This is a genomic window from Saccharothrix isguenensis, from assembly GCF_052936305.1.
Window position 1 is genome coordinate 4,806,824 of record NZ_CP193626.1, and the last position, 25,852, is coordinate 4,832,675.

The window sequence follows — 25,852 nt, forward strand, 5'->3', positions numbered from 1 at the left end:
TGAACGCTACTGTCTACGATGCGAGCATGGGAAGGTCATCCCATGGCTAATCACGTGGTGGACGGAGCCAATGGGTTCGTGACCTCCCATCTCATCGGCGCGCTCCTCTCTCGCGGTGACACGGTGTTCGCTTTGGCGCGCGCCAGCGAGGAAGTCGTCAGGAGGAAAGTCTCCGACGCTCTGGCCACGCTGCACCTGAACCCCGCCATGGCCGAGAAAGTGCAGGTCACAGCGTTCTCGCTGGCCGAGCCCGAGCTGGGGGTGTCGGCGTCTGACGCGTTCGTCGGACCTTGCACTTATTGGCACAGTGCCGCCTTGATCACCTTCTTCCCGCGTCGCGAGGCCGAGTTGCGCGCCGTCAACGTGGTCGGATCGGCCAACGTCGCGGCCATGTTCGCCAGGCATGCGAAACCCGGTTCCCGGTATGTCCATGTCAGCACGGCCTATCAACACGGAACTACTCAGAGTAGAGCGTTGGAGCGATGGCCCGAATATGGCCACCCGTCCGAGTTCAGGAATGACTATGAGCACTCGAAGAGGGTGGCCGAAGTCGAACTTTCCCAGACCGGATTAGCGCAGAAGGGTGACGTGCTCGTCGCCCGATTGGGTGTCATGGTCGGCCACTCCGGAACCGGTCGGGCGTTGTCCGACCTCGGCATCTACGACTTCCTGAGAGTGATCGCGCTGTTCGCCAGACGCACTCCCGGCGAACGCGTCCGCTTCGTCTGCCATCCGAGGGCGGCTCTGCACCTGACACCGGTCGACGGCACCGTGGACCGACTGCTGGCGCTGGCGAGCGGTGCGCTCGACCGGCCGGTGCGGCATCTCGTGCCCCCGGTCGCGGTGCCGGTGACCGATCTGTTCGCGGCGATCTCCACGCACCTGCCCATCGAACTGGTCGCCGTCACCGCCGCGGACGTCGAAGCCGAGCCCTTCGGCAGGTTCGAAGCGATCGTCAACATGCGGTGCAAGTTCACCTCCCCCTACTTCCGGTACGAGTACGAGTTCGAGTCCCACGCGGACGCCGAGCCCCCACCCGTCACACCCCGGATCCTCGACCTGCTCATCTCCTGGTACATCCGCGAGGGGCTCCCCGAATGACGGACTTCGTGACCCGCTTCCGCACCCGTCCGCGCTCCGACCGGAAGGTCACCTACCTCACCGACGGGCGTCCGGCGGTCGAACTGACCCACCTCGAACTCGACCGGAAGGCCAAGGCAGTGGCGCACTGGCTGACCGGATCCGGGATGGCGGGCGAACCCGTGCTGCTGCTCTACCCCGCCGGACTGGACTTCCTCATCGCGTTCCTCGGCTGCCTCTACGCACGTGCCGTCGCGGTGCCCGCACCCCTGCCCCTGTCGGGAGCCTCCCGAGTCGACCGGGTGGACCGCCTCATCGAGGACTCGGGTGCACGGCTGGTGCTCACCGACGAGGCACACGTGGCCGCGCTGGGCAGCCTGTCGGCGCGCACCTTCGACGGGACCGCCGACACCGGCTGCTGGGAGCCGCCGGAGGTGGACGCCGACACCGTCGCCTACCTCCAGTACACCTCCGGGTCGACCAGCCGACCGCGCGGCGTCGAGATCACCCACGGCAGCCTGACGCACAACCTGGAGCTGTTCGCGAAGATCAGCGGCGAGGTCCCCGTCCGACGGATCGGCGGCTGGCTGCCGCACCACCACGACATGGGACTCGTCGGGCTCCAACTGCAGGCGCTGCACGCGGAAGCCGACCTGGTCCTGCTCTCCCCGGAGGCGGTGGTCGCCCGTCCGATCCGCTGGCTGCGCGCGATCAGCGACTACCGGGTCGACTGGACCGTGGCCCCCGACTTCGGCTACGCGTGGGCGACCCGCCGGGTCCGCGACGAGGAGCTCGACGGACTCGACCTGTCCTGCCTGACGATGGCGGTCAGCGGAGCCGAGCCGATCCGGATCGCCACGCTGGACGCGTTCGCCGACCGGTTCGCGCCGGTCGGGTTCCGGCGCACCGCACTGAACCCGGGATACGGGCTCGCCGAATCCACCCTGGTGGTGACCTGCACGTCACGGGGTTCCGGACCGACCGTCCGCTCGTTCACCACGGCGTCGCTGGCAGCCGGCGAGGTCGTACTGACCTCGGACGTCGACGGCGTGCCGCTGGTCGGGTGCGGCGAGCCCGGTGACATGGAGGTGCGCATCGTCGACCCGGCCACGGGCGTCGAGGTGGGCGACGGCACGATCGGTGAGATCCGGGTGGCCGGGCCCAGTCTGGCCGCGGGCTACCACGGCGACCCCGTCGCGACGCGCGCCACCTTCACCACAGACTCGGCCGGACGGTGGCTGCGGACAGGCGACCTGGGATTCCTCCTCGACGGAGAGCTGTACGTCACCGGGCGGCTGAAGGAACTCATCATCGTCCGCGGCCGGAACCTGTACCCGCAGGACATCGAGTTCTCGGCGCGGGAGGCACACCCGGACGCGGGCAGGGGCGCGGCCTTCGGCGTACGGGATGCCGATTCGGGGGAACACGTCGTGCTGGTGCAGGAGATGCGCCGTGCCTCGCAGGGTGACCCCGGCAAGTTCGCCGACGACGTGCTCGACGCCGTGACCGAGCAGTTCGGCGTGTCCGTCAGCATAGTGGTCGTGCGGTCGAACGCGATCCGCCACACCACCAGCGGCAAGGTGCGCCGAGGGCACATGCGCGATCTGTTCCTCCACGGTGGACTACCGGCGCTGCACAGCGTGCTGTCCCCGGCGGTCGCCGCCGTCGTCGCGGTCTCGGAGGGAACCCATGTCTGACGAGGCGTTGAGGGCCTGGCTCATCGACACCGTGGCGGGATACCTGGGGTTGCCGGCGTCGCAGGTCGGCACCAAGGTGGCACTGCGGTCGCTCGGCCTCGACTCCGTGCACGCCATGGGGCTGTGCGTCGACATCGAAGAACACTGGGGAATCCTCGTCGAACCCACGCTGGCATGGGACTTCCCGACCATCGACACCATCGCGGCGCACCTCGCCGGGCAGATCGACAGAACCTGAGCCGTGCGGCTGGGCGTGGCCGGCCACGCCCAGCCGCACCTGTGCTGCTCGAAAATTCGTCGTCGCTGCTAGAGCGAGGGCGTCAACGTTTCGTAGGTGCGTTCGAACGGACGCGTCGTTCCTGGACAGTAGGCAACTTCATCGGACGATCCGCAGCCCCACAGTCTTGAGGATCGTCCCACCGCGCCGAAAACGTCGGCTCGCAGGAGGCCTCCGGTGTAACAGGCGTCCTCCAGATATGCCTGGGCCTGGGTCGGTTGTGTGAACCCGGATCCGTACGACCCGGATCCGTACGACGCGGATCCAGGCTGGAACGGCTGCGGGCTGGCGGAGTTCTCGACATTGATGACGCCGAGGTCGAGCGCGCTCATGGTGTTGGCGGCGTCGATGGCGGCTTGGACGCCGGCGGTGATGGTTGTGGTGAGAGCTTGGCGTGTGGCGGGGGTGAGTGCGTTGGCGAGCACTCGTTCGGCGTGGTCGTCCGGTACCGGGACCGGTTGCGGCACGGCGGAGCCGCCCGTGTAGTAGCCCGATCCGGGTTCGTGGCCGGATAGGGACGAGCCGGGTGGGGAGGTCGGCGGAGGGCTGTAGCCGGAGCCGGGTTTGACGCCGTCGGGGTAGTTGGCCCGACCGTACGAAGGCGACGGGTTGGGCTTGGGATTGAGGTTGATCTTTGGTTGGTGGAAGGCGGCGGTGGTGCCGCCCAGCGGAATGGCGAACCCGGCGCTGGTGGCCCCGCCTGCCAGGGCCAGGTACGCGAACGCGCCGAAGCAGACACCTGCCGCAGGGGCCCGCTGGTCCTGCGGGCAGGAGGACGGCGCAGGCGGCAGCGGTGTGGCCTGTCAGGTCTGTGTGGGTGAGGGGATTGGCGGCCGCGTAGGCGTGGCGGTTGGCGTTGAGCAGGTCGGTGGGTCGAGGGCGGCGGTGTCGCGGCTGGCGAAGGTGCCGGTGCCGGGTTGGTACCAGCGGGCGCCCATGTTGACGTTGCCCGTGGCGGGGTCGGTCCACTGGTGTTGGTAGCCGAGACCGGGCTGGGTGCCCGCGGACGCCTGGACCGCGCCGAAGGGACTGTAGGTGCGGGATCCGGTGACCTCGCCGGTGGCGGGTTGACGGCGGCGACGAGGTCGGTGTGCAGGTCGGTGACGGCGGTCGCGGTGGTGGCGCCCTGCTTGACGCCGAGCGGGGTCCCTCCGGGCGTATGGGTGTGAAGGTCGGTGCCTGCGGAGATGATCGTCTGGCCGGTGCCCTGGTAGGCCAGGGAGTTGTTGCCGGTGCCGATGGGGCGTCCGAAGGCGTCGTAGGTGTTGGTGGTGGCACCGTCGGTGACGAGCTCGTCGTAGGCGTTGAACGCCAGGTTCACCGTGGTGCCGCCGGTGGTGCGCGAGGCCAGGGTGCCGCGGGTTGCCGTAACCAGCTGACAAGCCCAAGACCTCGAAGCGCTCATGGACACGGCTGCCATCCGCCGCGGCATCGACCAGCACGGCATGATGACCGACTATGCCGCTCCGACTGGCCTACCTGGGCATTACCAACGCCTTCGCGCTGCTGCGACTGCTGCACTGAGCGACCGGGACAAGGATACGGAGATCTTGGCGCTGCGGTGCCACTGGCACCGGGCACAAGGCCGGGCAGTCTTCCGCGCGCGAGCAGGGGTGGTCCGGGCTACGAACCCAGGTCTGAAGGTCGGTGCGTGAAATGGGATGCTCCGTGAGCACCGTCATGGCACACTCCATCCGTTGTTCACAGGAGGGGTGAGGATTGAAGCTGGGTGAGGCGCTCGCGTTGCGCGCCGACGTCGCGCGACGGGTCGAGCAGTTGCGTGCGCGAGTGGCCGGCAACGCGCGCTATCAGGAAGGCGAGATGCCCGCCGAAGACGCTGAGAGCCTGCTGGCGCAGGCGTTGGAGGCGTGTGACGAACTGGAGTCGTTGGTCCGTCGGATCAACCGCACCAATGCCTCGACGCCTCTGCGCGGCGGCACGATCACCGATGCCTTGGCCCGCCGCGACGCGCTACGCCTACGCCACGGCCTCGTCACCGCCGCCGCCGACGCCGCCACGGGACGCAACCAGCACGGCATGGCCCGCCAACTCCGCTCCGAACTGCTGTACGTCTCCGCCCTGCCAGTGGCCGCGCTGCGCGCGGACGCCGACCGGCTGGCGCGGGACATCCGTGAGATCGACATCGACATCCAGCAGGCGAACTGGCAGGTGGACGTTCTGGACTGAGCACGGCAGGAGCGGGTAGTCGCCCGGGAGGCGAGCGCACACCGCGGGTCGGCGGTTCATCCGGCCCACCTCCTCCGGCGCGCGGAGGGCAGCGCGCGGGGTTCGATTCCCCGGATCACAACGCAGCCCAGGACACCTCACAGGTGACCGTGCACGCCGAACACCGCACAACCACGCGCTGATCCCGGACGACGAGGGTGGGTAAGGGGTTTCCTGTCGCCATGGGCTCGACGTGCACACCGCACGTCGAGCCCATTTCGTCCCGCTCGTGCGCTCGTACCCTCAGGGTTTCTGTCACATGTAGAACAAAAAGTCTGCACTAGAATGAATGACTTCGACCGCAGGAGCATTTTGTCGGACTTGCCGTTGCCGTTCATCGGCAGCGCGTTCAGAACGTTGATCTTCTCGGACACGTGGATTGGGGACAGCACCTCGGCGATTCGCGCACGGATATCGCCCACTTCGACCACCGCATCCGAATCACATTCGATTGCCGCGTGGATGTGCTCGCTGCCGTCCTCGTCTCGCACGCCGTAGACGGCGGCGTGCCGGACACCCGGGTGGGACAGGATTTCCGCCTCGACGACGATCGGATGGACTTTCACGCCGTCGACCTTGATGACGTCGGCCACCCGACCCAAAAGGGTCAGATATCCCCGCTCGTCGAGGAAACCGATGTCCCCGGTGCGGTACCAGCCGTCTTGGAGGACTTGTGCGGTCAATGCCGGGCTGCCGTTGTAGCTGTCCATCATCTGCGGCGAGCGGACGCGCACCTCAACGATCTCCCCGACCGCCAGCTGCGCACCCGAGTCCGAGTTGCAGACCATGACCTGCACCTCGGGGAAGGGCCGTCCGACAGTGGCCGAGAGCTACGGATCACCGTGCTCCGAAGGTGTCAGGTTCGTGATCCGGCCGCACTCACTCGCGGCATACCCCTGCCACAGCACAGGGCCGAAAATCCGATAGCCCTGTGCGATCCTGGCGGGTTGCCGCAGGGCTTCCTCCGTAGACGATCCGCTTCAGCGAGGACAAGCCCGCAGCTTCCACCGCGACATTGTCGCGGATTCCCCGCTCGTGTAGGTGGTCGATGAGCTGGAACACGTGGTTCGTCGCCATGAACGTCCACGAGATCTCCTTCTCCCCGAGACAGCGTGCACGAAGTTCTCGGCATCGAAGTTCTCCTGGAGATGGAGTGCTCCGCCCAAGGCGAAGACCGCGTCCACCATCGGGGCAACGCCATGGCTCAGCGGTGTCGACACCAGAATCGACGCACAGTCGGCTTCCTGACCGAGTCCCATCCACGCACGCACGGTGGCTTCCCATGCGCGGGGCTCACTGGCACTTACCCGACGCTTCACCGGGCATCGTTTATTCGTCACCCACATGGACTTCGGGCGACCTCAGCTAACGCCGATGGGCCACGACACCGACCTTAAAGGCGTCTTGAGACCTCAAGCTTCTACCGAGTGGACATTGACCCGGACAGTGGCCAGTAAATCACGAGGTTCGCCGGTTCAGGTGGACAGTCCTCAAGAGTTGTGCCATGCTGGCCTAACAGGGGTGAGAACCTCGAAATTTTGACGCGACAAAATGCGGGCCCGTAGTTAGGCGCCTAAACGGCGACCGGGTCAAACGGGGGGCAAGATGGCAGAGGAAGTGGCAGTTGCAGTTGCATCCGAAAAATCGCGAGCATTCGGCGCCACTATTATACCCGATATGCGTAACAGGCGAGCTTCTCCGCGGGTGGAACGATGCCCGTTGCACACTGATGCAGCGGTGCCGACCGGAACCCATGACACCTGTGGAGTTCCACAACTCTGCACCTGAGCGCTGAGCTGCAGTGATCGCGCACCATGAGCCGTAGATGCAGGATTGCGAGGCGTGGCGCTACGACTGCTGTACCTGATCTTCGTCCGGCTCGTTGGCTGGCTGGTCCTGCTCGGCCGGTCATCAGCGGCCAAGGACTTGGAGCTGCTGGTGCTGCGGTACGAAGTCGCCGTACTGCGCCGCACCAACCCCCGCCCGCGGCTGGAGTGGGCCGATCGCGCGGTGCTCGCCGCGCTGGTGCGCCGACTCCCCCGGCTGCTGTACGAGCACCGTTTGGTGACACCGGGCACCCTCCTGCGATGGCACCGGCGCCTGGTCGCGAAAAGTGGACCTACCCCCACCGCACCGGCAGACCGCCGGTCAACGACACCGTCGTGGCGTTGATCGAACGAATGGCGCGGGAGAACAGCGGCTGGGGCTACCGCAGGATCCAAGGTGAGCTGCCCAAGCTCGGCCACCGGGTAGGCGCTGCAACGGTTCGCCGCGTGCTCAAGCGCCTGCGGGTACCGCCCGCGCCCCAGCGCGACACCGACACCTCCTGGCGAGGGTTCCTCCGCGCGCAGGCCGCGAGCATGTTGGCCTGCGACTTCTTCCACGTCGACTGCGCCGTCACCCTCAAGCGCGTGTACGTGTTCTTCGTGATGGAAGTCACCACCCGCTACGTCCACATCCTCGGCGCCACCACCAACCCCGATGGTCCTTGGACTACCCAGCAGGCCCGCAACCTGCTGATGGACCTGGCCGATCGGGCCGACGACTTCCGGTTCCTCCTCCGGGACCGGGCCGGCCAGTTCACCACCTCATTCGACGCCGTCCTCGCCGGCGCCAGCATCAAGGTCGTGAAGATCCCACCACGGTGACCACGAGCCAACGCTCACGCCGAACGGTTCGTCGGCACCGTCAGACGCGAAGTCACCGATCGCCTGCTCATCATCAACGAACACCACCTCAGAACAGTGCTGCAGCACTACGCGTCCCACTACAACCACCGCCGACCACACCAAGCCCTGCAACTCGCCCCACCACAACCAGACCACCCGACCGCAAAGCCGGGCTACACGTCGATACGCCGCCGACCAGTCCTCGGCGGCCTCATCAACGAGTACGAACCCACAGCCGCCTAACCGCAGGTCAGGCGATGCGGCCGACTTTTGGAACCCCACAGGCGGAGACAACGAAACCGCTGGTCAGGACAGCACGGGAGCGGCTTCCGTGATGAGCGGAGCCAGCGCGTCGCGCAGCCGGTCCCGGACGTCGCCGATCACCGGGCCCGGCCGCCACGACGCGATCCAGAAAGGATGGCAGTCGTCTTCGGTCCAGTAGACGTTGTCCTCCAGATCGGCCAGCGATGCGCACACCACGCGCGCCACCGGGAACCACGTCTCATAATCCGCGCCGAACCGCTCGACGACTTCCGGTGCGCGCAGTCGGATCTTGTCGTGGTCGTCGAGGCCGTGGTCGGGCAGGTCCAACCCCAGAGAACGGATCGTGCCGCACCCGACGTTGACCGGCAGGGGGAACCCGCACACCTCGACGCCGTGCTCCCCCATCCGCAGGAACGCCCGGTCGTTGGACAGGAATGCGCTGCCCCCGGCGAGGTGGCGGAACAGCTCCGTGGTCTTGCCGACGCCGGAGCTGCCGACCACCAGGGTCGACACGCCGTCGTCCAGCCACGCCGCACAGTGCACCTGGACGGACGGGACCGCCCGGGCGCGGCACAGCAGCCAGTCCTCCAGGACGTCGGCGAGCAACATGGGCGGCAAAAGGCCTTCAGCGCTCAACGACACGTGCCCGTCGGCCGCCAGCACCACGGCGTCGCCTGCCGGACCGGTGGCGCGGTAGACCTCGCGGCCCTCGCCGTCCACGCACACGTCGATGTCGCGGTGCTGCTCGCCCGCGTGGAACGGGCTGGCGTCGAGGAAGAACTTCCGCGCCGACGACCCGCCCCGGTGCCGGGGCCGCTGCTCCACCAACTCGACCGGCACGGTGACGTACCGGCGCTCGACCAGCAGTTCGGGCTCCTCCCCCGGACCCGCCGGCGAGACACTGCCCGCGAACGTGTCGTGGACCTCGGCCAGTTCGGCGTCGGGGAAGCCGCGCAGCTCGACCACCCGACCCCACAGCCTCGATCGGGCCATGCCCGCATCGGTCATCGTCCTCATCGGTAGAACTCCTCAAGCCGGTCGAGGACCCGCCGCAGGACAGCGCGTTGCCGCCGGATGCGTTCGGGTCTGATGAACTCGTTGGGTTGGTGGTTGCGGTTGTCGGTATCGGCGCCGGGGACGACCAGGAGGTGCCGCACCCCCAGCGGCCCGCGGGCGCCTAGCCGGTTGGAGAACGCGGCACGGCCCGCGACCACGAGCCCGGGCAGCTCGACCCGTTCCTCGCCCTCGACGGGCTCCATCCACTGACGCAGCTCGGTCGGCCACCCGTCGAGCAGCTCCCGCACCTGCGCAGTCTCCGCGGTGCCGAACCGCAGGTCGAACCGCAAATCCACGCGTTGCAGGCTCAACGACCGCTCGGTGGCGGGCGCCGACAACCCGGTCACCGTGACATGCAGTCCCCGACGCTGGGCGTCGTCCAGGAACGACCGCACCAAGGCGACGACGTCGCCGCCGCCCCGCGCGGGGTGCTGCGGGGCACGTCCGGTGTTCAGCCGCACCACGCCGTCGGCCTGCCCGCTGTAGCCGGTGTAGGCGTCCACGCCTTCGGGGGACGCTCCGTCGCAGACCACCAGCGCCCGCGGCGCATGCGCGGCGACGAACTCACCCGCCGCCGCCGTGCCGTCGTGCTCCTCGCTCGTGTCGATCAGCACGAAGTGCCTGTCCGGGTCCGTCACCAGCAGTGCGTTCAGCAGCTGCGCCTTGGAATCCGACGAGCCGAGCCCGAACCACGAGCCGTCCTGCTCGGTCAGCGTGAACGGGTCGGTCAGCCAGTCCTCGCCTGGTCGGGGCGGCTTGGTGTCCACGTGCCCGTACAGCCAGATCGGCGACATCGGATCACCCCGGCCGAGGAGCTCTTCACCGATGCGGCGGCAACCCCAAGCGGCCAACTCCTCCGCACAGGCCGCCAATCGGGGCTCGTCCAGAGGACTCACGGTGTCGAGCGCCACGAGCCGAGCCAGTCGGGTGAACTCCACGTCGGTCACAACCGCACCCGCGGGTGCACGTGGGCGGCCAGCCCGCCGGGAGCCTCCACGACGACCGGTTGGGCCTGCACGCCCTGGTGGTAGGCCTGGTTGCGAACCTGGAAGCACGCGTGCCAGCGACCGGTCCGCACGTCCTCGTCCACGCCCGCGAACGCGAGCTCGGGGACGCCGCCGAGCAGCACCGCCTCGTCCGGTCCGACGAGCAGGTCCGCGTACCACTCGGGGTCGGTGCGCAGCGCCATACCCAGCACCTCCGCCACCGTCCCGGTGAACCTGACGCGCAACCGCCGGTCGTCGCGCGCCACCTGCGGCCCGAGCGGATCGCTCATGCGTACCGGCGCGTCGGTGAACACCACCGAACTGCTGCGCCGGCCCGGGCCTGAGACGTCACGGCGGTACCCGAGCTTCACCGCGACCGGGCGCAGACCGAGGTCCAGCTTGAGCTGCTGGCTGGCCGGGTCGTCGCACGTGCAGCTCACGTAGGTGGGCAGTCCGGTCGCCCGGGACCAGCGGTAGCGCTCCTGCTCCAACCGTCGACCGAGACCGCTGCCCCGGTGATCCCGGTGGACCAGGAGGTTGGCCAGGTACACCAAGTGCGCGCCGACGCGCGCAGAGGCGTAGCCGACCGCCGAACCGCCGTCGAGCGCGACGACCCCCAAGCGGTCGGCCCGAGCCAGGTCCTCCAGGTAGTGGTAGCGGTGGTAGGAGGTGACGAACAGCCGCTGCACCAGGTCCAGCAGCTCCCGGGGCAGCGGCCGGCCGGGTGGGAAGGTGCTCAACTCCACCGCCGTACCACCGCGCCCAGCTCACTCATCCCCGTGACTACAGGTCCAGCGTGGTCGGCCGGCTGCCCCACCCCCACACCGCGGATGCCGAGGTCCACCGCCGCCGCGACGTTGCGCGGCCGGTCGTCGGCGAACAGCACGGCGACCGCCGGGACGCCCACGGCGGCCAGCAGGTGCTCGTAGGCACGCCGATCGGGCTTGCGCACGCCGATGTCGCCGCTGATCACCCAGGTGTCGATCCACCGGTCGAGGCCGAACCTGCGGCGCAGTAGCAGCGACCACTCGCTGACGTCGTTGCTCAGGCACGCCACCCTGAAGCCCGCCGCCACCAGTTCGTCCAACAGCTCCGGCACGCCGTCGGACAGCTCGTGCAGCCCGCAGTACTCGGTGTCCGACGCCGTCGCCGGGACACCGAGCCTGCGCCACAGCTCGGCGGAGTCGAACTCACCCGAGCTGCAAAGCCGGTAGGCGGCTTCGATCTCCTCATCGCTCAACGCGCAACCGCGCTCCCGGACGTACGGGGCCAGCAGGTCGGCGACGTCGTCGGCGTGCCGGTAGAGCACTCCCATCGCGTCCAACGCAACCACGCGGCCGGTCACGCGTAACGATCCTGTTCGAAGAACATGCCGTACTTCATGCCGAGCGCGTCCAACTGCCCGCGGACGGCCGGCGAGTAGAACATGACGCTCAGCTCGTCGCCGAAGAAGTAACCCAGTTCCGTCGGCCGGATCGCGTCGTCGGTCACCGTGAACAGACCCAGCCGCTCGGCCTTCGCGATCTCGGGACCGAACACGTCCAACGGGTCGCGGCCGAACTTCTCGACGAACTCCGTCCGCGAGATGCCCTGGCTGGTGTGCACGCCGAGCACCATGCTCTTGCGCATCGTGCCGTCCAGGTCCAGTGTCTCCCCCACCCACGTCGGGTGCTTGCGGTCGCGCACCGCGGCACCCCACTCGCCCAGCGACTTGGTGTTCCAGTAGAAGGTGGAGTTCAGAAACCCATAGGAACCGCAGCCCGCGCTGAGCAGCTGAGTCTGGCTGACGCCGCGCTTGCGCTCGGTCTGCTGCTGGATCTTCTGCTGGGCGATCGCGTACTTGTGGCTCTGCACCCGCATGTAGTCGCCGTCGCCCATGACCAGGCCGTGGGCCAACTGCATGTGCAGTCCGTCCTCGTAGGATGGGTACAGGTCCTGCTCCAGCTTGGAGATCCGCTTCATCGGGTGCTGCCGCAGCCGGTAGACGCTCACCGACTCCAACCGCCACGAGCAGATCTCGCGCATGGTCTGCACCCACGAAGCCAGCGACTGGCCGGGCAGCGCGTAGATCAGGTCGACGTTGACGTTGTCGAACCCCGCGGTCCGGATGTTGTCCAGTGCCCGACGCGTCATGTCCGCGCCGTGCCTGCGTGCCATGATCTTCAGGACCCGGTCGTCCAGGCTCTCGACACCGAGGTTGACCCGCGTGACGCCGTTGTCCATCAGGACGCGCAGCTTGTCGAGGTTGTCGTGGACGGTCTCCGGCGCGCACTCGAAGGTGACCTCCATGCCGTCGTCGGTGCGCAGCGTGTGGAGGTAGTCCATGATCTTCTTGATCTGCCGCGGTTCAAGGATCGACGGCGTGCCGCCACCGAAGTGCACGGTGGAGATGTGCGCGTTCGGGTTGTACCGCTCCAGCTTGTCGGCGATCTCCCAGATCAAGAGGTCGATGTACTCGTCCTTGAGCACCTCGGAGTTGCCGTTGTCGACGACCTTGGCGAAGTAGCAGTACGAGCAGATCCCGCTGCAGTAGGGGATGTGCAGGTACATGTTCAACGAATCGCTCTTGGGTTCCAGGGGCGAGGCGTCGAACATCTCGTCCGACCGGATGGACTTCAGGGTCCGCACCGGCGGGTAGCTGTAGATGAAGCAGTAGTCGCCGTTCTTGTCGAAACCGTCGGAGGCCAACCCGGTCCAGTCGATCTCGCGATAAGCAGCGTCGATCCGTTCCTCGGTCTCCGCGTCGAGCACCATGTTGTCGTTGTCCTGCTTGATCTGCCTGCGTAACTCGGCGGCCGGCACGAATGCCACGACGTCATCCCCCCTGCGGATAGTTCACGAGGTACTGCGCTAGTCCGTGCACCTGCCCGAGCCGCCCGCTCCACGCAGCGACAGCGCGTAGTTCCTCTGCCTCTTCAGCGCGATGTCCTTCCAGTCCGACCTGACCTCGTAACCACCGATCAGGGCTTTGTACGCGTCGGTGGGCGCGGGTACCCAGAAGAACGAGAACTCGTCCTGCAGGTACCGGAGGGCCTCATCGCGCCGGTCGTACCGGCTGATCACGTCGAGCAGGAAGAACGGATCGGTGCCCGCGAATCCGATGCCCAACGAGGCGCAGTGCTCGGACACGCGCTTGACCCGCCTGACCACGGCGTCCGCGTCCGGTTCGCCCCCGTCGGCGTTGCGGTACTTCCACCACCCCGAGTCGAAGCCGGCGAGTTCGATGCCGAACGCACCGGGATCACGCGCGATCGGCGTCTCGGGCGGCAGGTAGAACGGGTTGATCCGGACCGAGTGGATGTTCGCCGCGTTGCGGTCGAGGAACCGGATCGTCTCGTCTATGTCGGATTCCTCCTCGCCGGGGAAACCGATCAGGAAGTTCACGTGGTTCCAGATGTCGACGTCGGCGGCCGCGTGCAGCGTGCGCTCCATCGTCGGCACGTGGTAGTCCTTGCGCATCAGGTCCAAGAGCCGTTGGGAGCCGGACTCCACGCCGTAGCGGGCGAGCCTGCCGCCGACCGCCCGCATCCGGGCGAGGTCGTCGGTTTCCAGCCGATCCGCGCGCACGTAGGTGAACCAGTCGGAGCCGACGCAGCCCGCCTCCTCCATCGCGTCGAGGAACCGCAGCATGTACTTGCGGGACGGGTTGAGCTCGTTGGTCATGAAGTTCAACTGGCGCACGCCCTGCCCGATCAGGCCCTCGAAGGAGGTGACCGCGGTCTGCGGCGGGGTCAGCACCGCCCGGCTGCCGGTGGCGACCCGGCAGAACGCGCAGCGGAAGTTGCACTGCTTGTCCCACACGTACAGGTGCGCACGGCGGACCGGCTGTGAGTCCCGGTACGTCGCCGCGCCGAAGAGTTCGTAGCGGTCCCACCGCACCCATGAGTAATCCGGCTGCGGCGGAAGGCTCTTGGCGGCCACCACCGGCCCGGCAACCGGGCCGCGGGGCGTGGCGGTCACGCCGTTGGGGATCCGGTCAGGCGACGCGCCCCGGGCAAATGCCTCGACCGCGTCCCACCCGTCGCCGACCACCACCGTCACCACGCCGAACGGCAGCAGCGCGGTCAGCACCTCGTTGGCGGAGGCGGGGGTGAAGAACTGGCCGCCGAAGACGACGCGGCAGCCGTTCGAGAGCGCCACCCTGGCGAGCAGCAACGCCGAGGCGACCTGCTCGTAGCCCATCACCGAAATCGCGACGTCGTGGTCGGCGCTGCCGTCGATGGCCCGCCACAGCTTCGCGCCGTACTCCGCTACCTCGTCGTCGAGCGCTTCGCGCAGCACGGTGTCGCTGTCCAGACCAGACTCGTACAGCAGGCAACTCTCCCCGAGGACGCGCTCCCACGCCAATTCCATCTCCAGGTCGTACGCCGTGGCGTCGAGCCCGGCGTGACCGAGTTGGGCCGCGAGCACGGCTATCCCGACGGGCGGGTAAGGCACGATGCGACGCGCCGACGGTGCGTAGACAAGACGCATTTTCCCCCCTGGTCGAAGACAGAACAAAGTGCGACCAGCGCCCACACGCCCACTGATCGAATGATCCGATATTCCACCCCGGCGACAAAGTCGGCGCCACGCAGAACCCCCAGGTCGAACCCACCCCCGGGTTCGACCCAAACGGCATCACGATCGAGGTCCCGTAAACAACCACGATCGAGTTCACCTAAACGCAGGGTAACCCAAGATCCCCAAGTCGCCAAGCAGAAGCCCACATCATGGGACCCCGATCAAGCGGCGTGCTGGTCATGCGGATTCACCACTTGCGATAATCACTCGATCAGACCATAGACTTCCGCCTGCCGAGCATGGGTAGCCTGCCAAGCCGAAGCCGTGGCGGAGAGCGCCCAGGGGGATGAGGCTGGGGATCGTTACGTTTACGCGCGGATTCGCGCATGCGCACACAACGGCACGACCTCGGGGCAATTATGTCGGAATCCGGCAGGGTGGCGGAACTGTCCGCAATGGACGTGCGCCGAGTGCAGATCTGTGACGTCACCTTGCGCGATGGCGGGTACCTGAACGAGCATTCCTGGTCTTTGTCCGACGCGATCGAGCTGGTGCGAGCGTCGGTGAGTGCCGGTATCGACCACGTCGAGGTGGGCTACCTGTCGGCCGACGCCGACGACGAGGACGCGAAGGCCCGACCCGCCGCCTACTGCCCTCCCGACTACCTGCGCCGCTGCTCGCCGAGGTGCCGACGGCAGCATGTTCTCAGAGGCGGTGTCCTCGCTCATCCGGGACGTCCGCGCCGTTTCTGCCGCGGAACGGCTGTGCAGACCGCAATCGACGCGATGGAGGCGGCTGATCGCGCGGCGGAGGAAGCTCGGGCGGCGGCCGAAATGGCAGGCAGGGCAGCCTTGGACGTGCGCGCTGTGACGGCGCCGCACGTGATGTGAAGGACGTACTCGACGCCCCGCACTGTCCGGCTTCGTGCCGAGGTATTCGGCAGAGCGGCGCAATCGGCGGCCTTCTCCTCCGACTACGCGGTCGCCAAGATCATGGAGGTCAAACGGAGCATCGTCACAAGGTGCGCACCGGGACTCCAGCCGGGCTCGGCGTTCATCGGCGGCGCGTCGACCGCTCTCGCTCCTCCGCAGTTCGAAGACCTTTTCGAGGTCGTGCGAGTGCCGTCGGACGACGAGGAGATCGTCAACTGACGATCGCACGTACGACAGGGGCCACGTCGGGGTCAGGCGACTACCGCCGCACGGTGGCGGATGGCGGTGTGGAGTTCGGTGGCCAGGGCGGACAGGGGTAGGTGTGGGTCCGCCGCGGCGCGGTAGGCCACTACGCTCAGTGCCAGGGGGAAGCCCGCGCAGCGGGACAGGAGGTCTTCCACTGCTTCCGGTTCCGCCAGCAGTCGGGTTCGGCCCAGTCTGGTGGTCAGGATTTCACGGGCTTCCAGCCGGGTCAGGCGGTCCACCGGGAGCGCGTGACCGCCGTGCCGGGTGAACAGCTCGATCAGCCCGTCCCGGCTCGTCACCACCACCATGCACGTCGGACTGCCCGGCAGAAGCGCCGCGACCTGGTCGGCGCTGCGCACGTTGTCCGCCACCACCAGCAACCGCTTGTCCGCCACCAGGCTCCGGTACAACCCGATCCGGGCCTGCGGGTCCGGCGGGATCGCGCCGGGCGCGACGCCGAGCGCGTCCAGGAACCCCCGCACCGCCACGTCCGGGCTCATCCGCCTGCCGCCACGTCCGAAGTCGACGTACAGCTGGCCGTCCGGGAACCGGTCCGCATTGTGGTGCGCCCAGTGCAGCGCTAGCCACGTCTTGCCCATGCCGGCCGCACCCGTGATCGCCGTGATCCCCACCGTGCGACGAACGCCGTGCAGCGCGCTCGCGTCGAGAGCGGCGAGCTCCGCGCACCGGCCGGTGAAGTGTGGCGGCGCGGGCGGCAGCTGGCGTGGCACCGGTGTCGTCGCCTCGACGGTCGTCGGCGGCGGCGCGGGCTCGGACAGGCTGGGGTCGGCGTCGAGGATACGCAGGTGCAGGTGCTGGAGCGGCGCGCCGGGATCGGCGCCCAGGTTCTCCACCAGCCGAACGCGGAACTGCCGGTAGTGCTCCAACGCGTCAGCGGGCCGTCCGGCGCGGTGCAGGGCCAGCATGTACTGCCGCGCCACGCGTTCGTCCACGGGATTCGCGGCGGCACGGGCGAACAACTCCGGCACCAGGTCCTCGCCGTGGCCCAGCCGCAGCAGCGCGTCGGCGAGGTCGCTCTCGGCGTTCACCCGGTCCTGGTGTAGCCGGTCCCGCTCGGCCAGCGCCCAGTCACCGCCCAGCCCCGTGAACGCCTCACCGCGCCACAACCGCGACGCCTCGTGCAGCAGCTCCACCGCCTCCGCGTCCTCCACCCCTCGCGCACGGGCGCAGAGGCCGCGGAACACGTGCAGGTCCACGTCCGCCGGGGCGACGTTGAGCAGGTACCCGCCGGACCGCCGAACGATGTCGATCCCGTCCACGTCCGCGAGCACCCGGCGCAACCGGGACAGGTACGTCAGGAGCGTGGCCCGCACCCGCAACGGCGGCCCGTTGCCCCAGATCCGCTCGATCATCCGGTCGGTGGACACCACGCGTCCGACGTCGACCGCCAACGCCGCGAGCACGCACCGCTGACGCGCCGATCCGAGATCCACCGCGCGACCGTCGACCGATAGCGACACTTCCCCCAGTAAGCGCAAGTCCACCGAACTCCACCCCCAGGTTTCGGATGCTACCTCCGCCCCAGCGTGATTACGCTGTCAAGGGCGGCGCACTCAGCGGAACGGACGCAGGGATTCACACCATTGGCACAACCGTTGCGCCAGAAGGGCCACAAGAACGTCACCGAGCGCGGCCGGGGATTGGTCTTACCAGGTCAGTGTCGGTACCGGGACGGACGAGACCGCATAGTCGCGCATGATCACCTCGTGACCACACAGGCCCCCGTTCGTGATTCCCGACAGCAGTCCGGAAGCAATTACGGAAATCCACAGTGAAATCCCGGCGTCCCCGAAAAATTCTTCACACCGCGTCCTCGACGAGCCCCAGCCTGGCGAACTCCTCGCCCGCCCCCGGCCGGCCCAGCACGCCGAGCGCGTGGAAGTACCGGACCGTCTGCTGCGCCGTCGTCCGGGAGAACTCGCGCACCACCTCGTCCGGGTACACCTCGGCGACGACCTGCTCTGCCTCGTCCGCGCTGAGCCCGTACCCGCGCACCTCCGCACGCACCGCGTCGAAGTCCGGCCGCAGGAACGCGTCGATCAGCGACGGCGCGACCCGCGCGGTGAAGTCGCGCGCCCGCTCGTCCAACTGGCCCCACATGATCCGGAGGAACGCGGCGAAATACGCGTGGTGCCTACCCTCGTCCACGGCGTGGTCCCGGATGACCTCGCGGACGGCGGGCACCACGGCCTCGTCCACCGGCACGTCGGCCAGCGTCGCCGAGATCAACGTCTCCGACACGATCACGAACACCAGCTCGACCAACGGTCGGAACTCCGGCGGCGACGCCTCCTGGATCTCCCGCAGCCGGCGCAGGAAGAACGGCTCGGCGGGCAGCACCGGCGCCACCCCCGACAGGTCCCGCGCCTGCCGGGCCAGGTCGGCCGAGAACAGCGCGTGGTACGCCTCGTCGCAGTAGATCTTGAGCGCGTCGAACCTCATCTCCTCCGGCAGCTCCACGCCGACCGAGCCGTGCGCGATGCCCGCGACGGTCCGGTTCACCACCAGGTATTCGAGCTTCGCGGTGAAGTCGAGGTAGCGGTACAGGTGCTGCACCAGCACCTCCCGGAACACACCGGGCGGCAACCGCCGCACCAGCGGGTGACGGGCGACCGGCACCATGTCCGGGGAGAAGAAATGCCGCGCCTCGTCGCCCTCGCCCAGCACCCGCCGCGGCGCGACGCGGACGCTCGACCGCTCGTGCCAGGAGCCGAACGGACTGCGGTACTCGTCGCCTTCCACCGCAGGCGGCTTCGGCGCGAGCAGCGTGCGCGGGCAGAACGACACCGCGGCGCACCCGACGAACATCCCAGCCGTACCGCACATCCCAGCTTCCCCTTTTCGTCAGGTCCCGTCGGTCAGAACAGCCGCAGCCGCCCGGTCCGCCGCGCGCGGTGCTCGCCGACGCGCAGCACCACGGCCGCCAGCAGGATCAGCACCGCGCTCAATGCCCCGAGCCCCGCCAGGTGCGGCGCGAGTTCGCCGAGCCCGTCGGCGTCCAGCAACGCGCCGCGCACCACGATCAGACTCCCCGTCAACGGCAGCAGCGACGCGATCGCGCCGACCCACGTCGGCAGGGCGAAGACCGGCAGCCGCACCCCGCTAGCGAACGCCATCGGCTCGCTGAACAGAATGAACAGGAACGCCGAATCGCGCGAGAAGATCAACAGCGAGTTGAGCAGCGCGCCCCACGCCACCGCCGGGAGCAGCAAAGCCAGGAACACCACCAGGAACATCGCCGGGTGCGCGACCCGGACCACGTCGAACGCGGTCAGCATGGCGGCGGTGAAGCAGGTGAACACCCACGTGTTCTGCACCAGCGCGCCCGCGCCGTTCGCGATCACCAGCACCAGCCGGTTCGCGGGCGACAGGAACAGCAGTTCCATCGTGCCGGTCTGCCGTTCGAACGAGAAGTGCCACGCGGACTGCACCTGGGCGAAGAAGAACGTGAACCCCAGCGCGCCGGTGGCCAGGAACGCGAACAGCTGGTGCTCGTCGGCGGCGGCGGGCCACCGCTCGGCCGCCGCGGCCGTCATCACCGGCCGCACCGTGTAGAAGGCGCCGGCCAGTTCCAGCGCCGGCCACAGCAGCATCGAGAAGAACACCAGCTTGCTGCCGCCGAGCCGCCGTCGCTGCTTGAGCGCCTCCGCCCGGAGGATGCCGAGCACGGCCATCAGACCACCACCGGTTCCGGTGCGCCGCCCGCCAGCGCGATGATCGCGTCCTCCAGCGACGGCTCACCCAGTTCCAGCCCGGTCACCGCACCACCCGCCGCGACGATCGCCGTCACCAGCGGTCCGGCGACGTCGTCCGGGTGGCCGAGGCTGACCACCACGCCGCCTTCCTCGTCCGGCTCGCACGTCGCGGTGACGCCCAGCCGGTCCGCGAACTCGGCGACGGCCGCCGCCAGCGAGGTGCAGTGCCGGGCAACGGTGACGCGCACCGTCCGGTTGCCGCCGGTCGCCGCGGTGAGCTGGGCGGGGGTGCCCTCAGCCAGGTGACGTCCGCCGGCGATGACGTAGACGTTCGCGCACAGTTCCTCCACCTCGGTGAGGTAGTGCGAGGTCAGCAGCACGCCCTTGCCCTGTGCCGCCAGGGATGCGACGACCCGGCGCAGGTCACGGGCGACGGGCGCGTCCAACCCGAGCGTGGGCTCGTCGAGCAGCAGGTAGGCGGGATCGTTGACCAGTCCCCGGGCGATCGACAGCCGCTGCGTCATGCCCCGCGAGTACCGCTCCACGACGGTGTCGCCCGCGTCGGTCAGGCCCACCAGGTCCAGCAGTTCGTCGACCCGCCGGTGCAGCACCTTCGTCGGGACGCCGTAGAGCAGGCCGAAGTAGCGCAGGTTCTCCCGGCCGGTCATCCGGGCATACACCATCCGCTCGCCGCCCGCGATGAGGTTGATCCGCCGCCGCACGTCGCGGGCCTGCGTCACGACGTCGAGGCCGTCGACCGCGACAGTGCCGGACGTGGGCCGCAGCAACGTCGCCAGCACCTTGATCGTGGTGGTCTTGCCCGCTCCGTTGAGGCCGAGCAGCCCGGTCACCGAGCCGGGTGGGACGGTGAGCGTGAGGCCGTCGACCGCGACGTGCTCCCGGCTGCGCCCGAACAGCCGGTCGCGGACCGGGAAGCTCTTGCGCAGGGATCGGGTGACGATGCCGTCCATGATTCAGAACGCCCTTTCGATGGCTCGTCGTTCGGCACGCGGCAGCAGCACCGCGCCCAGCACCAGGCACACCGCGCTGATCGCGAGGCTCGTGCCGAGCGGCCCCGCCAGGTCGGCGAATGCCGTGCGGCCGGCGAGCACCGCGCGCACGCCGTCGAGCGCCTGCGTGACGGGGACCAGTTCACCCAGCCACCGCACCGCCGCGGGCAGGTAGTCGCGGGGGAAGGAGAACCCGCCCAGCAGGGCCAGCGCCGCGAACAGCGTGTTCTGCGTGATGTGCGCCTCCCCCGCGAACAGCATCACGCCGCCCACCAGCACCGACAGGGCGAACACGGCCACCGCGAACACCACGCCGGCCAGGACCATCAGCACCGCGTCCACCGACGGGAACCGCACGCCCAGCCACAGCGCCACCGCACCCACCGCGGCCGACTCCACCAGCGTGCTGAGCGCGGAGAACCCGGCGCAGCCGATGAGGTAGGGCCAACGGCGGGCGGGGGTGACGACCAGGGCGGTGAGCGTGCCCTCGCGTTCCTCCCCGATCAACGCCTTGGCGACCCACAGGATCAGCCTGACGGCGAACGTGTACGCGATCGCGCCGACCGCCACGTACCCGACGTAGTCCGCCGACCCCGCCTTCGCCGCGAACCCGGCCTCGACCCGGCCGCCGCCGATCGCGTGGAACGCCAGGTACGCCAAAGCCACCGTCAACCCGCCGGTGACGACGGTCGAGGTGAAGTACGTCCACGGGTAGGCCCGCGCGGTCACCTTCCACGAGCGCTGGAACGTCGCCGCGGCCACTGCCATCGCCGCCACCTCAGCGCACGTCGAGCGCCCGCGCCCGGACGAGTTCGGCGATCAGCTCGGCGGTGTCCGCGAGCGCGACGTCCAACTCCACGTCGTACTCGGCCGCGAGGCGTTCCCCGATCTCCCGCACCGTGCGCGTGTCGTCCACCTGCTGGTAGACGAACGCCGCCGTGTCCTCCAGCTCGAACGCCTGCTCCCCGGCCGCCACCAGCACTTTGCCCTTGAACTTGCGCACCCGGACGTCCATCCGGTTGCACGGCACCGCGTCCGCACTCGGCTGTTCCATGTCACACATCCACTTCACGCGTGATCCGCTTGCACTCCGACACCACTCGCCGCACCCAGACGCCCACGTCCGTCGGGTCGAGGCCGCGCATGGTCTCCAGCTCCCAGTACAGGTCGTACGGCAGCACGTCGGGCTTGGCGGCCCGCATGCGGCGGGCCCGCCACTTCTCCCCCGAGCCGAACTCGCCGAGCGACGCCAGCAGGGCCTCCACCGTGAACCCGAACGCCATGCGCGCCGACAGCACGGCGCTGTCCAGGTCACCGGCCGCCAGCTGGCCCAGCGCGTCCTCGGCCCGCGAGTCCGCGAGGTCCAGCTCGCTGGCCACCAGGACGGCGCGCAACGCGGAGTCCCAGACCTCGGCCCGCCGTCGCTCCGTCCACTCCGGACCGAAGACGGTGACCCCGTGGCAGATCCGTTCGAGGAGCAGCACTTCGTCCTTGACGAGCCGGTACGGCGGCAGCCGGCCGTCCTCCAGGGCGTCCCACCCGACCTTGGCGAGGATCTGGTCGACCTGGGTGTCCACCCAGTACTTGGCCTCCCACCGCCGCCCGCCCGCCCGGAACGCCTCGACGGCCACTGCCTCCGGCGTGACCGGCACCGAGATCGACTGGCCGGTCGGGCCGGTCCACGGGGTGGCGGACACGACGTACAGGTCGACGTCGCTGGTCTCGTTGTCCCAACCGCGGGCCATCGAGCCGCCGACGAACACCACGAGGCAGTCCTCGGGCAGCAGTCCGTGCGACTCCAGTTCGCCGACGGCGTCCGCGAACACCGGCGTCTGCCGGTCGGTGGAGGTCATGCGACTGTCCTTTCAGGAACGGCCCGTTGCAGCTGCAACAGGAACGCCGGCAGGTTGTTGAGCAGGTGCCCGAGCAGCGCGGGCCACAGCGACCCGGACCAGACCGTGATGGCGAGGAAGCCGACCGCCGCGGCGACCTCGACCAGGAACGCCCGCGACGTAGCACGGCCGTTCGCGCCCGGCTGCACGCGGTGGCGTGCGACGAAAGCGACCGCGCCGATCATCGCCAGCGGCAGCGCCGCGCCGGCCGACGCCACCAGGACGACGCCCCGGAACACTGCCTCCTCACCGGGCGGACCGGCCAGCGAGCACACCGCGCGCGACACACCGTGCGGGCGCGGGGTCGGTCCGAGCAGGAACGCCAGGCTGCCGTCGAGCAGTCCCCTCACGTCGAGCCCGCCCAGCAGGACCAGGACCACGCCGAACGCCGCGCCGACCGGGTACCACCACAGGTCTGCGCCCGCGAACAGCTCCGGGGCGCCCGCCACCGCCAGCAGGACGACCGCACCGACCGGGACGAGCAGACCCGCAGCCGACTCCGCGACGAAACCGGCGGGGGCGCGCTCGTCGCGCGGCAGGCTCCAGGGTAGGCACAGCAGGATCGTCTCCACGGCCAGCAGCACGCCGATCGCCCGCGCCACACCGGGAACCGGGCTCCATTCGACCTGCCACTGCGCCACCGCGAACGCGAGGACGCACGTCGCGGCCAGCAACCGGTCCGGCGGCACCCGGCACGCGGTCCGGTCGAACGTCGGCCTCGTCATCCGTCGACCTCGCCCCCGACTTCGACCAGGCCGAACTCCACCGCGTCACCCAGCGACGACGTCAGGGCGGACCACTGCGCGCCCGCGGCGTCCGCGACCTGCCCGGCCGTCCGCGGCTCGTCCGCCTCGGCGAGCGCGGTCAGGAACCGGGCCCAGTCGGGGCTCTCCTCGGCGTCCACGACGTACTCGACGGCTCCGTCGACCAGGACGTACCAGACGTCCGGCTCGGTCGGGCCGTGCAGCAGCAGGACCTCGTCCACGAGCCGGACGACGGCGTCCCGCGACACCTCTGGGCGGCACAGCGTGACCCGTTCGATCGACTCGGCCTCGGCGTCCCAGTCGGTCACCTCGATCGCGACCGGCGGCGTGGTGGCCCGGCCGATCGACGGCGGCGAGGGCGGCGCGGCGGCGAACTGCTCCAGCAGGCCCAGGTTGAGGATGTGCAGGAGGAACTCGACGTGCCCCGAGGAAGGGTCCTGCTCCAGGCTCGCCGCCAGCGCGCGGGCGTTGTCGTGGTCGATGAACTCCTTCGCCCGGGGACCGGACAGCGCCTCCTCCAGCAGTGCGCCGTCGTCGGCGTTCACCATCCGGGCGAACGTCCGGTAGGTGTAGGCGACGCCGTCGCCGTAGAAGAACGGGATCTTCGGCCGGTCGACGACCTCGTCCGGCAGCACGCCGCGCATCGCCCGGCGGAGTATGTTCTTGTTCCACAGCAGCGGTTCACGCAACCGGTCGGGGATACCCGCGACCAGTTCGACCAAGCGGTGGTCCAGGAACGGCACCCGCGACTCGATCCCGTTGCCGGCCGCGGTGCGGTCCTCGTGCCAGCAGTTGTACTGGAGCACGTCGCGGTACTTCCAGGCGAAGAACCGGGCGTGGGGGTCGCCCCGTTCCGCGCCCACCCACAGCACGTCCTCGCGCAGCAGCGGGAACTCCGAGTGCTCCCACCACGGTGCCAGGTGCGGGTTCGCGGCCTGCGCGGGACGCCGGGCCATGCTCCGCAGGCCGGCCACGTAGTCCTGCCAGTCGCCGCCGTTCGCGACGGTCACCGAGTAGCCGCCGTTGAACTCGTCGCTGCCCGCCCCGAGCAGCATGGCCTTCACCGACGGGTGCGCGAGCCGCACGTACCGGTACATCTCGTGCTTGTAGTAGATCTCCGGTCCGCACACCGGCGATTCGAGCAGCCACACCAGCCGCTTCCACTCCTCCGCGGTGGGCGTCGCGGCGGTGTCGTGGACCACCTGGTGGTTGGGCAGGCCCAGCATCGCGGCGATGCGGTGGCCGTGCTCGGCGTCACCGTTGGCCAGCGTGCTGCCGTTGAGGGCGGTGAACGTGCGCAGCGGCGTGTCGTGGCCGGTCAGCGCCGCCACCGACGCCGAGTCGATGCCGCCGCTGAGGAACAGGCCGATCTCGACGTCGGCCATGCCGCAGTCGTCCACGGCCGAGGTCAGCAGCTCGCGGTAGGCGTCGACGAACTCCGCCTCGGACAGGTCCAGGCCGCCGGAGAAGTCCGGCAGGCTCCAGTAGCGGTGGGTCGACGTGCGGCCGTCGCGCAGGTCGAGGGTGACGATCGTCGCGGCTTCCACGAGTTCGACGTCCCGGAACCAGGTGTTGACCGGGGCGGTCGCGAAGGCGGGCTGCTTGGTGAGCGCCTGGTCGGTGATCGCGGCCTGCCAGTCCAGCTCACGGGGGCAGTCCTGGTCGCAGAACAGGGCCTTCATCTCGGAGCCGAAGACGACGCGTTCACGGTTAAGGTGGTAGAAAAGCGGCTTCACACCGAAGCGGTCGCGGCCGAACAGCAGCTTGTTCTCGCGCCGGTCCCACAGCACGAAGGCGAACATGCCGCGCACGTCATCGAGGAAGCGCAGGCCGTCGCGGCGGTAGAGCCCGAGCAGGACCTCGCAGTCCGACCCGGTCCGCGGCCGTTCGTCGGCCGGCAGCGTCGCGGCCAGCTCGCGGTGGTTGTAGACCTCGCCGTTGGCGATGAGGACGAGTGAGCCGTCCCGGCTGTGCAGCGGCTGCCCGCCGCCCACCACGTCGACCAGCGAGAGCCGCGTGAACGCCAGGCCGACCGGGCCCGAGCGCAGCACCTCGACGTCGTCAGGGCCGCGATGGGCCACCGCCTGGGACATCCGGCGCAGCAAGCCGTCCGCCCCGGCGTCCAGCGCAGTCCCGTCGACACGCGCAATACCTGCAAGACCGCACATTGGGTCGCCCTCTCCCAGAGTTACCGTGACCAAGAGACCGCCCCGAGCGGGGTGCCACCTCGGGTGCGGTGACACCCCGGATCACTCGGGTCAGGGCGTGAGACCGAGGATCACACCGAAGGTGACCTTCTTGGCGACCGGCTTGCGGTACTTCTTCACGACTGCTCACCTCCTCCCCAGGGTGGTCGGGTGCACTGCCGGATCGATTCCGCGGAACGCACCGGCGGTGCGGGGCCATTCTGTCCACGGACGTGGGACGAAAAACTTGCACGGCTGTGGAATCCGCTGGCAGACGCGCTGCACAGCACCCTGCGATGATCACCGAGACACCGCGTCGGAGGATGTTCAGCTTGACTCTGTCGGTGA

Annotated in this window: 25 protein-coding genes and 1 pseudogene; 8 read left to right on the forward strand and 18 right to left on the reverse strand. The window is 69.0% G+C overall.

Going from position 1 to position 25,852, the window contains the following annotated elements; genetic code table 11:
• Positions 1-42: 42 nt before the first annotated feature.
• The 3 genes from ACRAKI_RS21530 to ACRAKI_RS21540 are packed head-to-tail and all read left to right on the forward strand — an operon-like array spanning position 43 to position 3,015.
• Positions 43-1,101, forward strand: a complete 1,059-nt coding sequence (locus tag ACRAKI_RS21530) for an SDR family oxidoreductase (RefSeq protein ID WP_447002308.1) — start codon at positions 43-45, stop codon at positions 1,099-1,101.
• Positions 1,098-2,777, forward strand: coding sequence for a fatty acyl-AMP ligase (locus tag ACRAKI_RS21535; RefSeq protein ID WP_447002309.1), 1,680 nt, complete (start codon positions 1,098-1,100; stop codon positions 2,775-2,777). Before ACRAKI_RS21530 ends, ACRAKI_RS21535 begins: the two co-directional genes overlap by 4 nt.
• On the forward strand, positions 2,770-3,015 hold the full coding sequence (locus ACRAKI_RS21540) for an acyl carrier protein (RefSeq protein WP_447002310.1): 246 nt from the start codon (positions 2,770-2,772) through the stop codon (positions 3,013-3,015). Before ACRAKI_RS21535 ends, ACRAKI_RS21540 begins: the two co-directional genes overlap by 8 nt.
• Before the next feature lie 68 nt (positions 3,016-3,083).
• On the opposite strand, the gene ACRAKI_RS21545 is transcribed toward ACRAKI_RS21540, so the two are convergent.
• Positions 3,084-3,479, reverse strand: coding sequence for a hypothetical protein (locus ACRAKI_RS21545; RefSeq protein ID WP_447002311.1), 396 nt, complete (start codon positions 3,477-3,479; stop codon positions 3,084-3,086).
• Between the two features lie 378 nt (positions 3,480-3,857).
• Positions 3,858-4,496 carry an RHS repeat-associated core domain-containing protein gene (locus tag ACRAKI_RS21550; protein WP_447002312.1) on the reverse strand — a complete coding sequence of 213 codons (639 nt, stop codon included), beginning with the start codon at positions 4,494-4,496 and terminating at the stop codon, positions 3,858-3,860.
• A gap of 277 nt (positions 4,497-4,773) precedes the next feature.
• Between ACRAKI_RS21550 and ACRAKI_RS21555 the strand changes: the two genes are divergently transcribed.
• Positions 4,774-5,241 (forward strand): DIP1984 family protein, encoded by a 468-nt coding sequence (locus tag ACRAKI_RS21555; RefSeq protein WP_447002313.1) that lies wholly within the window; start codon positions 4,774-4,776, stop codon positions 5,239-5,241.
• A 137-nt stretch (positions 5,242-5,378) separates the two neighbouring features.
• Here the strand turns inward: ACRAKI_RS21555 and ACRAKI_RS21560 are convergent, their stop codons facing one another.
• Positions 5,379-6,068: an ANL family adenylate-forming protein gene (locus tag ACRAKI_RS21560; RefSeq protein WP_447002314.1), complete on the reverse strand. Its 690-nt coding sequence runs from the start codon at positions 6,066-6,068 to the stop codon at positions 5,379-5,381.
• 1,054 nt (positions 6,069-7,122) lie between these two features.
• Here ACRAKI_RS21560 and ACRAKI_RS21565 point away from each other — a divergent pair.
• From ACRAKI_RS21565 to ACRAKI_RS21575, 3 genes and pseudogenes are all read left to right on the forward strand, one after another.
• Positions 7,123-7,452: an integrase gene (locus tag ACRAKI_RS21565; protein WP_447002315.1), complete on the forward strand. Its 330-nt coding sequence runs from the start codon at positions 7,123-7,125 to the stop codon at positions 7,450-7,452.
• Positions 7,449-7,928: an integrase gene (locus ACRAKI_RS21570; protein WP_447002316.1), complete on the forward strand. Its 480-nt coding sequence runs from the start codon at positions 7,449-7,451 to the stop codon at positions 7,926-7,928. The genes ACRAKI_RS21565 and ACRAKI_RS21570 overlap by 4 nt, the downstream gene beginning before the upstream one ends.
• A gap of 60 nt (positions 7,929-7,988) precedes the next feature.
• Positions 7,989-8,192: pseudogene (locus ACRAKI_RS21575) on the forward strand (integrase core domain-containing protein); the annotation flags it as partial.
• Between the two features lie 63 nt (positions 8,193-8,255).
• Here the strand turns inward: ACRAKI_RS21575 and ACRAKI_RS21580 are convergent.
• The 6 genes from ACRAKI_RS21580 to ACRAKI_RS21605 are packed head-to-tail and all read right to left on the reverse strand — an operon-like array spanning position 8,256 to position 14,728.
• The gene (locus tag ACRAKI_RS21580) at positions 8,256-9,230 is read right to left on the reverse strand and encodes a hypothetical protein (RefSeq protein WP_447002317.1); all 975 of its coding nucleotides are present in this window, start codon (positions 9,228-9,230) and stop codon (positions 8,256-8,258) included.
• Complete coding sequence (locus ACRAKI_RS21585; RefSeq protein ID WP_447002318.1) at positions 9,227-10,216, reverse strand: M20/M25/M40 family metallo-hydrolase; 990 nt, start codon at positions 10,214-10,216, stop codon at positions 9,227-9,229. The genes ACRAKI_RS21580 and ACRAKI_RS21585 overlap by 4 nt, the downstream gene beginning before the upstream one ends.
• The gene (locus ACRAKI_RS21590; protein WP_447002319.1) at positions 10,213-10,995 is read right to left on the reverse strand and encodes a GNAT family N-acetyltransferase; all 783 of its coding nucleotides are present in this window, start codon (positions 10,993-10,995) and stop codon (positions 10,213-10,215) included. Before ACRAKI_RS21590 ends, ACRAKI_RS21585 begins: the two co-directional genes overlap by 4 nt.
• Positions 10,992-11,600 (reverse strand): HAD family hydrolase, encoded by a 609-nt coding sequence (locus ACRAKI_RS21595; RefSeq protein ID WP_447002320.1) that lies wholly within the window; start codon positions 11,598-11,600, stop codon positions 10,992-10,994. Before ACRAKI_RS21595 ends, ACRAKI_RS21590 begins: the two co-directional genes overlap by 4 nt.
• Positions 11,597-13,066, reverse strand: coding sequence for a coproporphyrinogen-III oxidase family protein (locus tag ACRAKI_RS21600; protein WP_447002321.1), 1,470 nt, complete (start codon positions 13,064-13,066; stop codon positions 11,597-11,599). Before ACRAKI_RS21600 ends, ACRAKI_RS21595 begins: the two co-directional genes overlap by 4 nt.
• A 39-nt stretch (positions 13,067-13,105) precedes the next feature.
• Positions 13,106-14,728 (reverse strand): B12-binding domain-containing radical SAM protein, encoded by a 1,623-nt coding sequence (locus ACRAKI_RS21605; protein ID WP_447002322.1) that lies wholly within the window; start codon positions 14,726-14,728, stop codon positions 13,106-13,108.
• A 416-nt stretch (positions 14,729-15,144) separates the two neighbouring features.
• Here ACRAKI_RS21605 and ACRAKI_RS21610 point away from each other — a divergent pair, with 416 nt between their 5' ends.
• Positions 15,145-15,648 (forward strand): hypothetical protein, encoded by a 504-nt coding sequence (locus tag ACRAKI_RS21610; RefSeq protein ID WP_447002323.1) that lies wholly within the window; start codon positions 15,145-15,147, stop codon positions 15,646-15,648.
• A gap of 293 nt (positions 15,649-15,941) precedes the next feature.
• Here the strand turns inward: ACRAKI_RS21610 and ACRAKI_RS21615 are convergent, their stop codons facing one another.
• The 9 genes from ACRAKI_RS21615 to asnB form a co-directional block, all read right to left on the reverse strand.
• Complete coding sequence (locus tag ACRAKI_RS21615; protein WP_447002324.1) at positions 15,942-17,390, reverse strand: BTAD domain-containing putative transcriptional regulator; 1,449 nt, start codon at positions 17,388-17,390, stop codon at positions 15,942-15,944.
• Between the two features lie 367 nt (positions 17,391-17,757).
• A complete protein-coding gene (locus ACRAKI_RS21620; RefSeq protein ID WP_447002325.1) occupies positions 17,758-18,783 on the reverse strand; it encodes a diiron oxygenase in 1,026 nt (341 codons plus the stop codon).
• 32 nt (positions 18,784-18,815) lie between these two features.
• The gene (locus ACRAKI_RS21625; protein WP_447002326.1) at positions 18,816-19,631 is read right to left on the reverse strand and encodes an ABC transporter permease; all 816 of its coding nucleotides are present in this window, start codon (positions 19,629-19,631) and stop codon (positions 18,816-18,818) included.
• Positions 19,631-20,623, reverse strand: a complete 993-nt coding sequence (locus tag ACRAKI_RS21630; RefSeq protein WP_447002327.1) for an ATP-binding cassette domain-containing protein — start codon at positions 20,621-20,623, stop codon at positions 19,631-19,633. Before ACRAKI_RS21630 ends, ACRAKI_RS21625 begins: the two co-directional genes overlap by 1 nt.
• 3 nt (positions 20,624-20,626) lie before the next feature.
• Positions 20,627-21,430 carry an ABC transporter permease gene (locus ACRAKI_RS21635; RefSeq protein WP_447002328.1) on the reverse strand — a complete coding sequence of 268 codons (804 nt, stop codon included), beginning with the start codon at positions 21,428-21,430 and terminating at the stop codon, positions 20,627-20,629.
• Between the two features lie 10 nt (positions 21,431-21,440).
• On the reverse strand, positions 21,441-21,716 hold the full coding sequence (locus ACRAKI_RS21640) for a PqqD family protein (RefSeq protein WP_447002329.1): 276 nt from the start codon (positions 21,714-21,716) through the stop codon (positions 21,441-21,443).
• A 1-nt stretch (position 21,717) separates the two neighbouring features.
• Positions 21,718-22,515 (reverse strand): hypothetical protein, encoded by a 798-nt coding sequence (locus tag ACRAKI_RS21645; RefSeq protein ID WP_447002330.1) that lies wholly within the window; start codon positions 22,513-22,515, stop codon positions 21,718-21,720.
• Positions 22,512-23,279, reverse strand: coding sequence for a CPBP family glutamic-type intramembrane protease (locus ACRAKI_RS21650; protein WP_447002331.1), 768 nt, complete (start codon positions 23,277-23,279; stop codon positions 22,512-22,514). Before ACRAKI_RS21650 ends, ACRAKI_RS21645 begins: the two co-directional genes overlap by 4 nt.
• On the reverse strand, positions 23,276-25,486 hold the full coding sequence (gene asnB / locus ACRAKI_RS21655) for an asparagine synthase (glutamine-hydrolyzing) (protein ID WP_447002332.1): 2,211 nt from the start codon (positions 25,484-25,486) through the stop codon (positions 23,276-23,278). Before asnB ends, ACRAKI_RS21650 begins: the two co-directional genes overlap by 4 nt.
• Positions 25,487-25,852: the final 366 nt, after the last annotated feature.

Bases quoted from the DNA above. Each gene is read 5' to 3' on its own strand.
- ACRAKI_RS21620 (WP_447002325.1), bottom strand. From the start codon at position 18,783: ATGTGCGGTACGGCTGGGATGTTCGTCGGGTGCGCCGCGGTGTCGTTC.
- ACRAKI_RS21530 (WP_447002308.1), top strand. From the start codon at position 43: ATGGCTAATCACGTGGTGGACGGAGCCAATGGGTTCGTGACCTCCCAT.
- ACRAKI_RS21540 (WP_447002310.1), top strand. From the start codon at position 2,770: ATGTCTGACGAGGCGTTGAGGGCCTGGCTCATCGACACCGTGGCGGGA.
- ACRAKI_RS21630 (WP_447002327.1), bottom strand. From the start codon at position 20,623: ATGGACGGCATCGTCACCCGATCCCTGCGCAAGAGCTTCCCGGTCCGC.
- ACRAKI_RS21625 (WP_447002326.1), bottom strand. From the start codon at position 19,631: ATGGCCGTGCTCGGCATCCTCCGGGCGGAGGCGCTCAAGCAGCGACGG.
- ACRAKI_RS21635 (WP_447002328.1), bottom strand. From the start codon at position 21,430: ATGGCAGTGGCCGCGGCGACGTTCCAGCGCTCGTGGAAGGTGACCGCG.
- ACRAKI_RS21560 (WP_447002314.1), bottom strand. From the start codon at position 6,068: ATGGTCTGCAACTCGGACTCGGGTGCGCAGCTGGCGGTCGGGGAGATC.
- ACRAKI_RS21640 (WP_447002329.1), bottom strand. From the start codon at position 21,716: ATGGAACAGCCGAGTGCGGACGCGGTGCCGTGCAACCGGATGGACGTC.
- ACRAKI_RS21535 (WP_447002309.1), top strand. From the start codon at position 1,098: ATGACGGACTTCGTGACCCGCTTCCGCACCCGTCCGCGCTCCGACCGG.
- ACRAKI_RS21650 (WP_447002331.1), bottom strand. From the start codon at position 23,279: ATGACGAGGCCGACGTTCGACCGGACCGCGTGCCGGGTGCCGCCGGAC.
- ACRAKI_RS21580 (WP_447002317.1), bottom strand. From the start codon at position 9,230: ATGAGGACGATGACCGATGCGGGCATGGCCCGATCGAGGCTGTGGGGT.
- asnB (WP_447002332.1), bottom strand. From the start codon at position 25,486: ATGTGCGGTCTTGCAGGTATTGCGCGTGTCGACGGGACTGCGCTGGAC.
- ACRAKI_RS21605 (WP_447002322.1), bottom strand. From the start codon at position 14,728: ATGCGTCTTGTCTACGCACCGTCGGCGCGTCGCATCGTGCCTTACCCG.
- ACRAKI_RS21610 (WP_447002323.1), top strand. From the start codon at position 15,145: ATGCGCACACAACGGCACGACCTCGGGGCAATTATGTCGGAATCCGGC.
- ACRAKI_RS21645 (WP_447002330.1), bottom strand. From the start codon at position 22,515: ATGACCTCCACCGACCGGCAGACGCCGGTGTTCGCGGACGCCGTCGGC.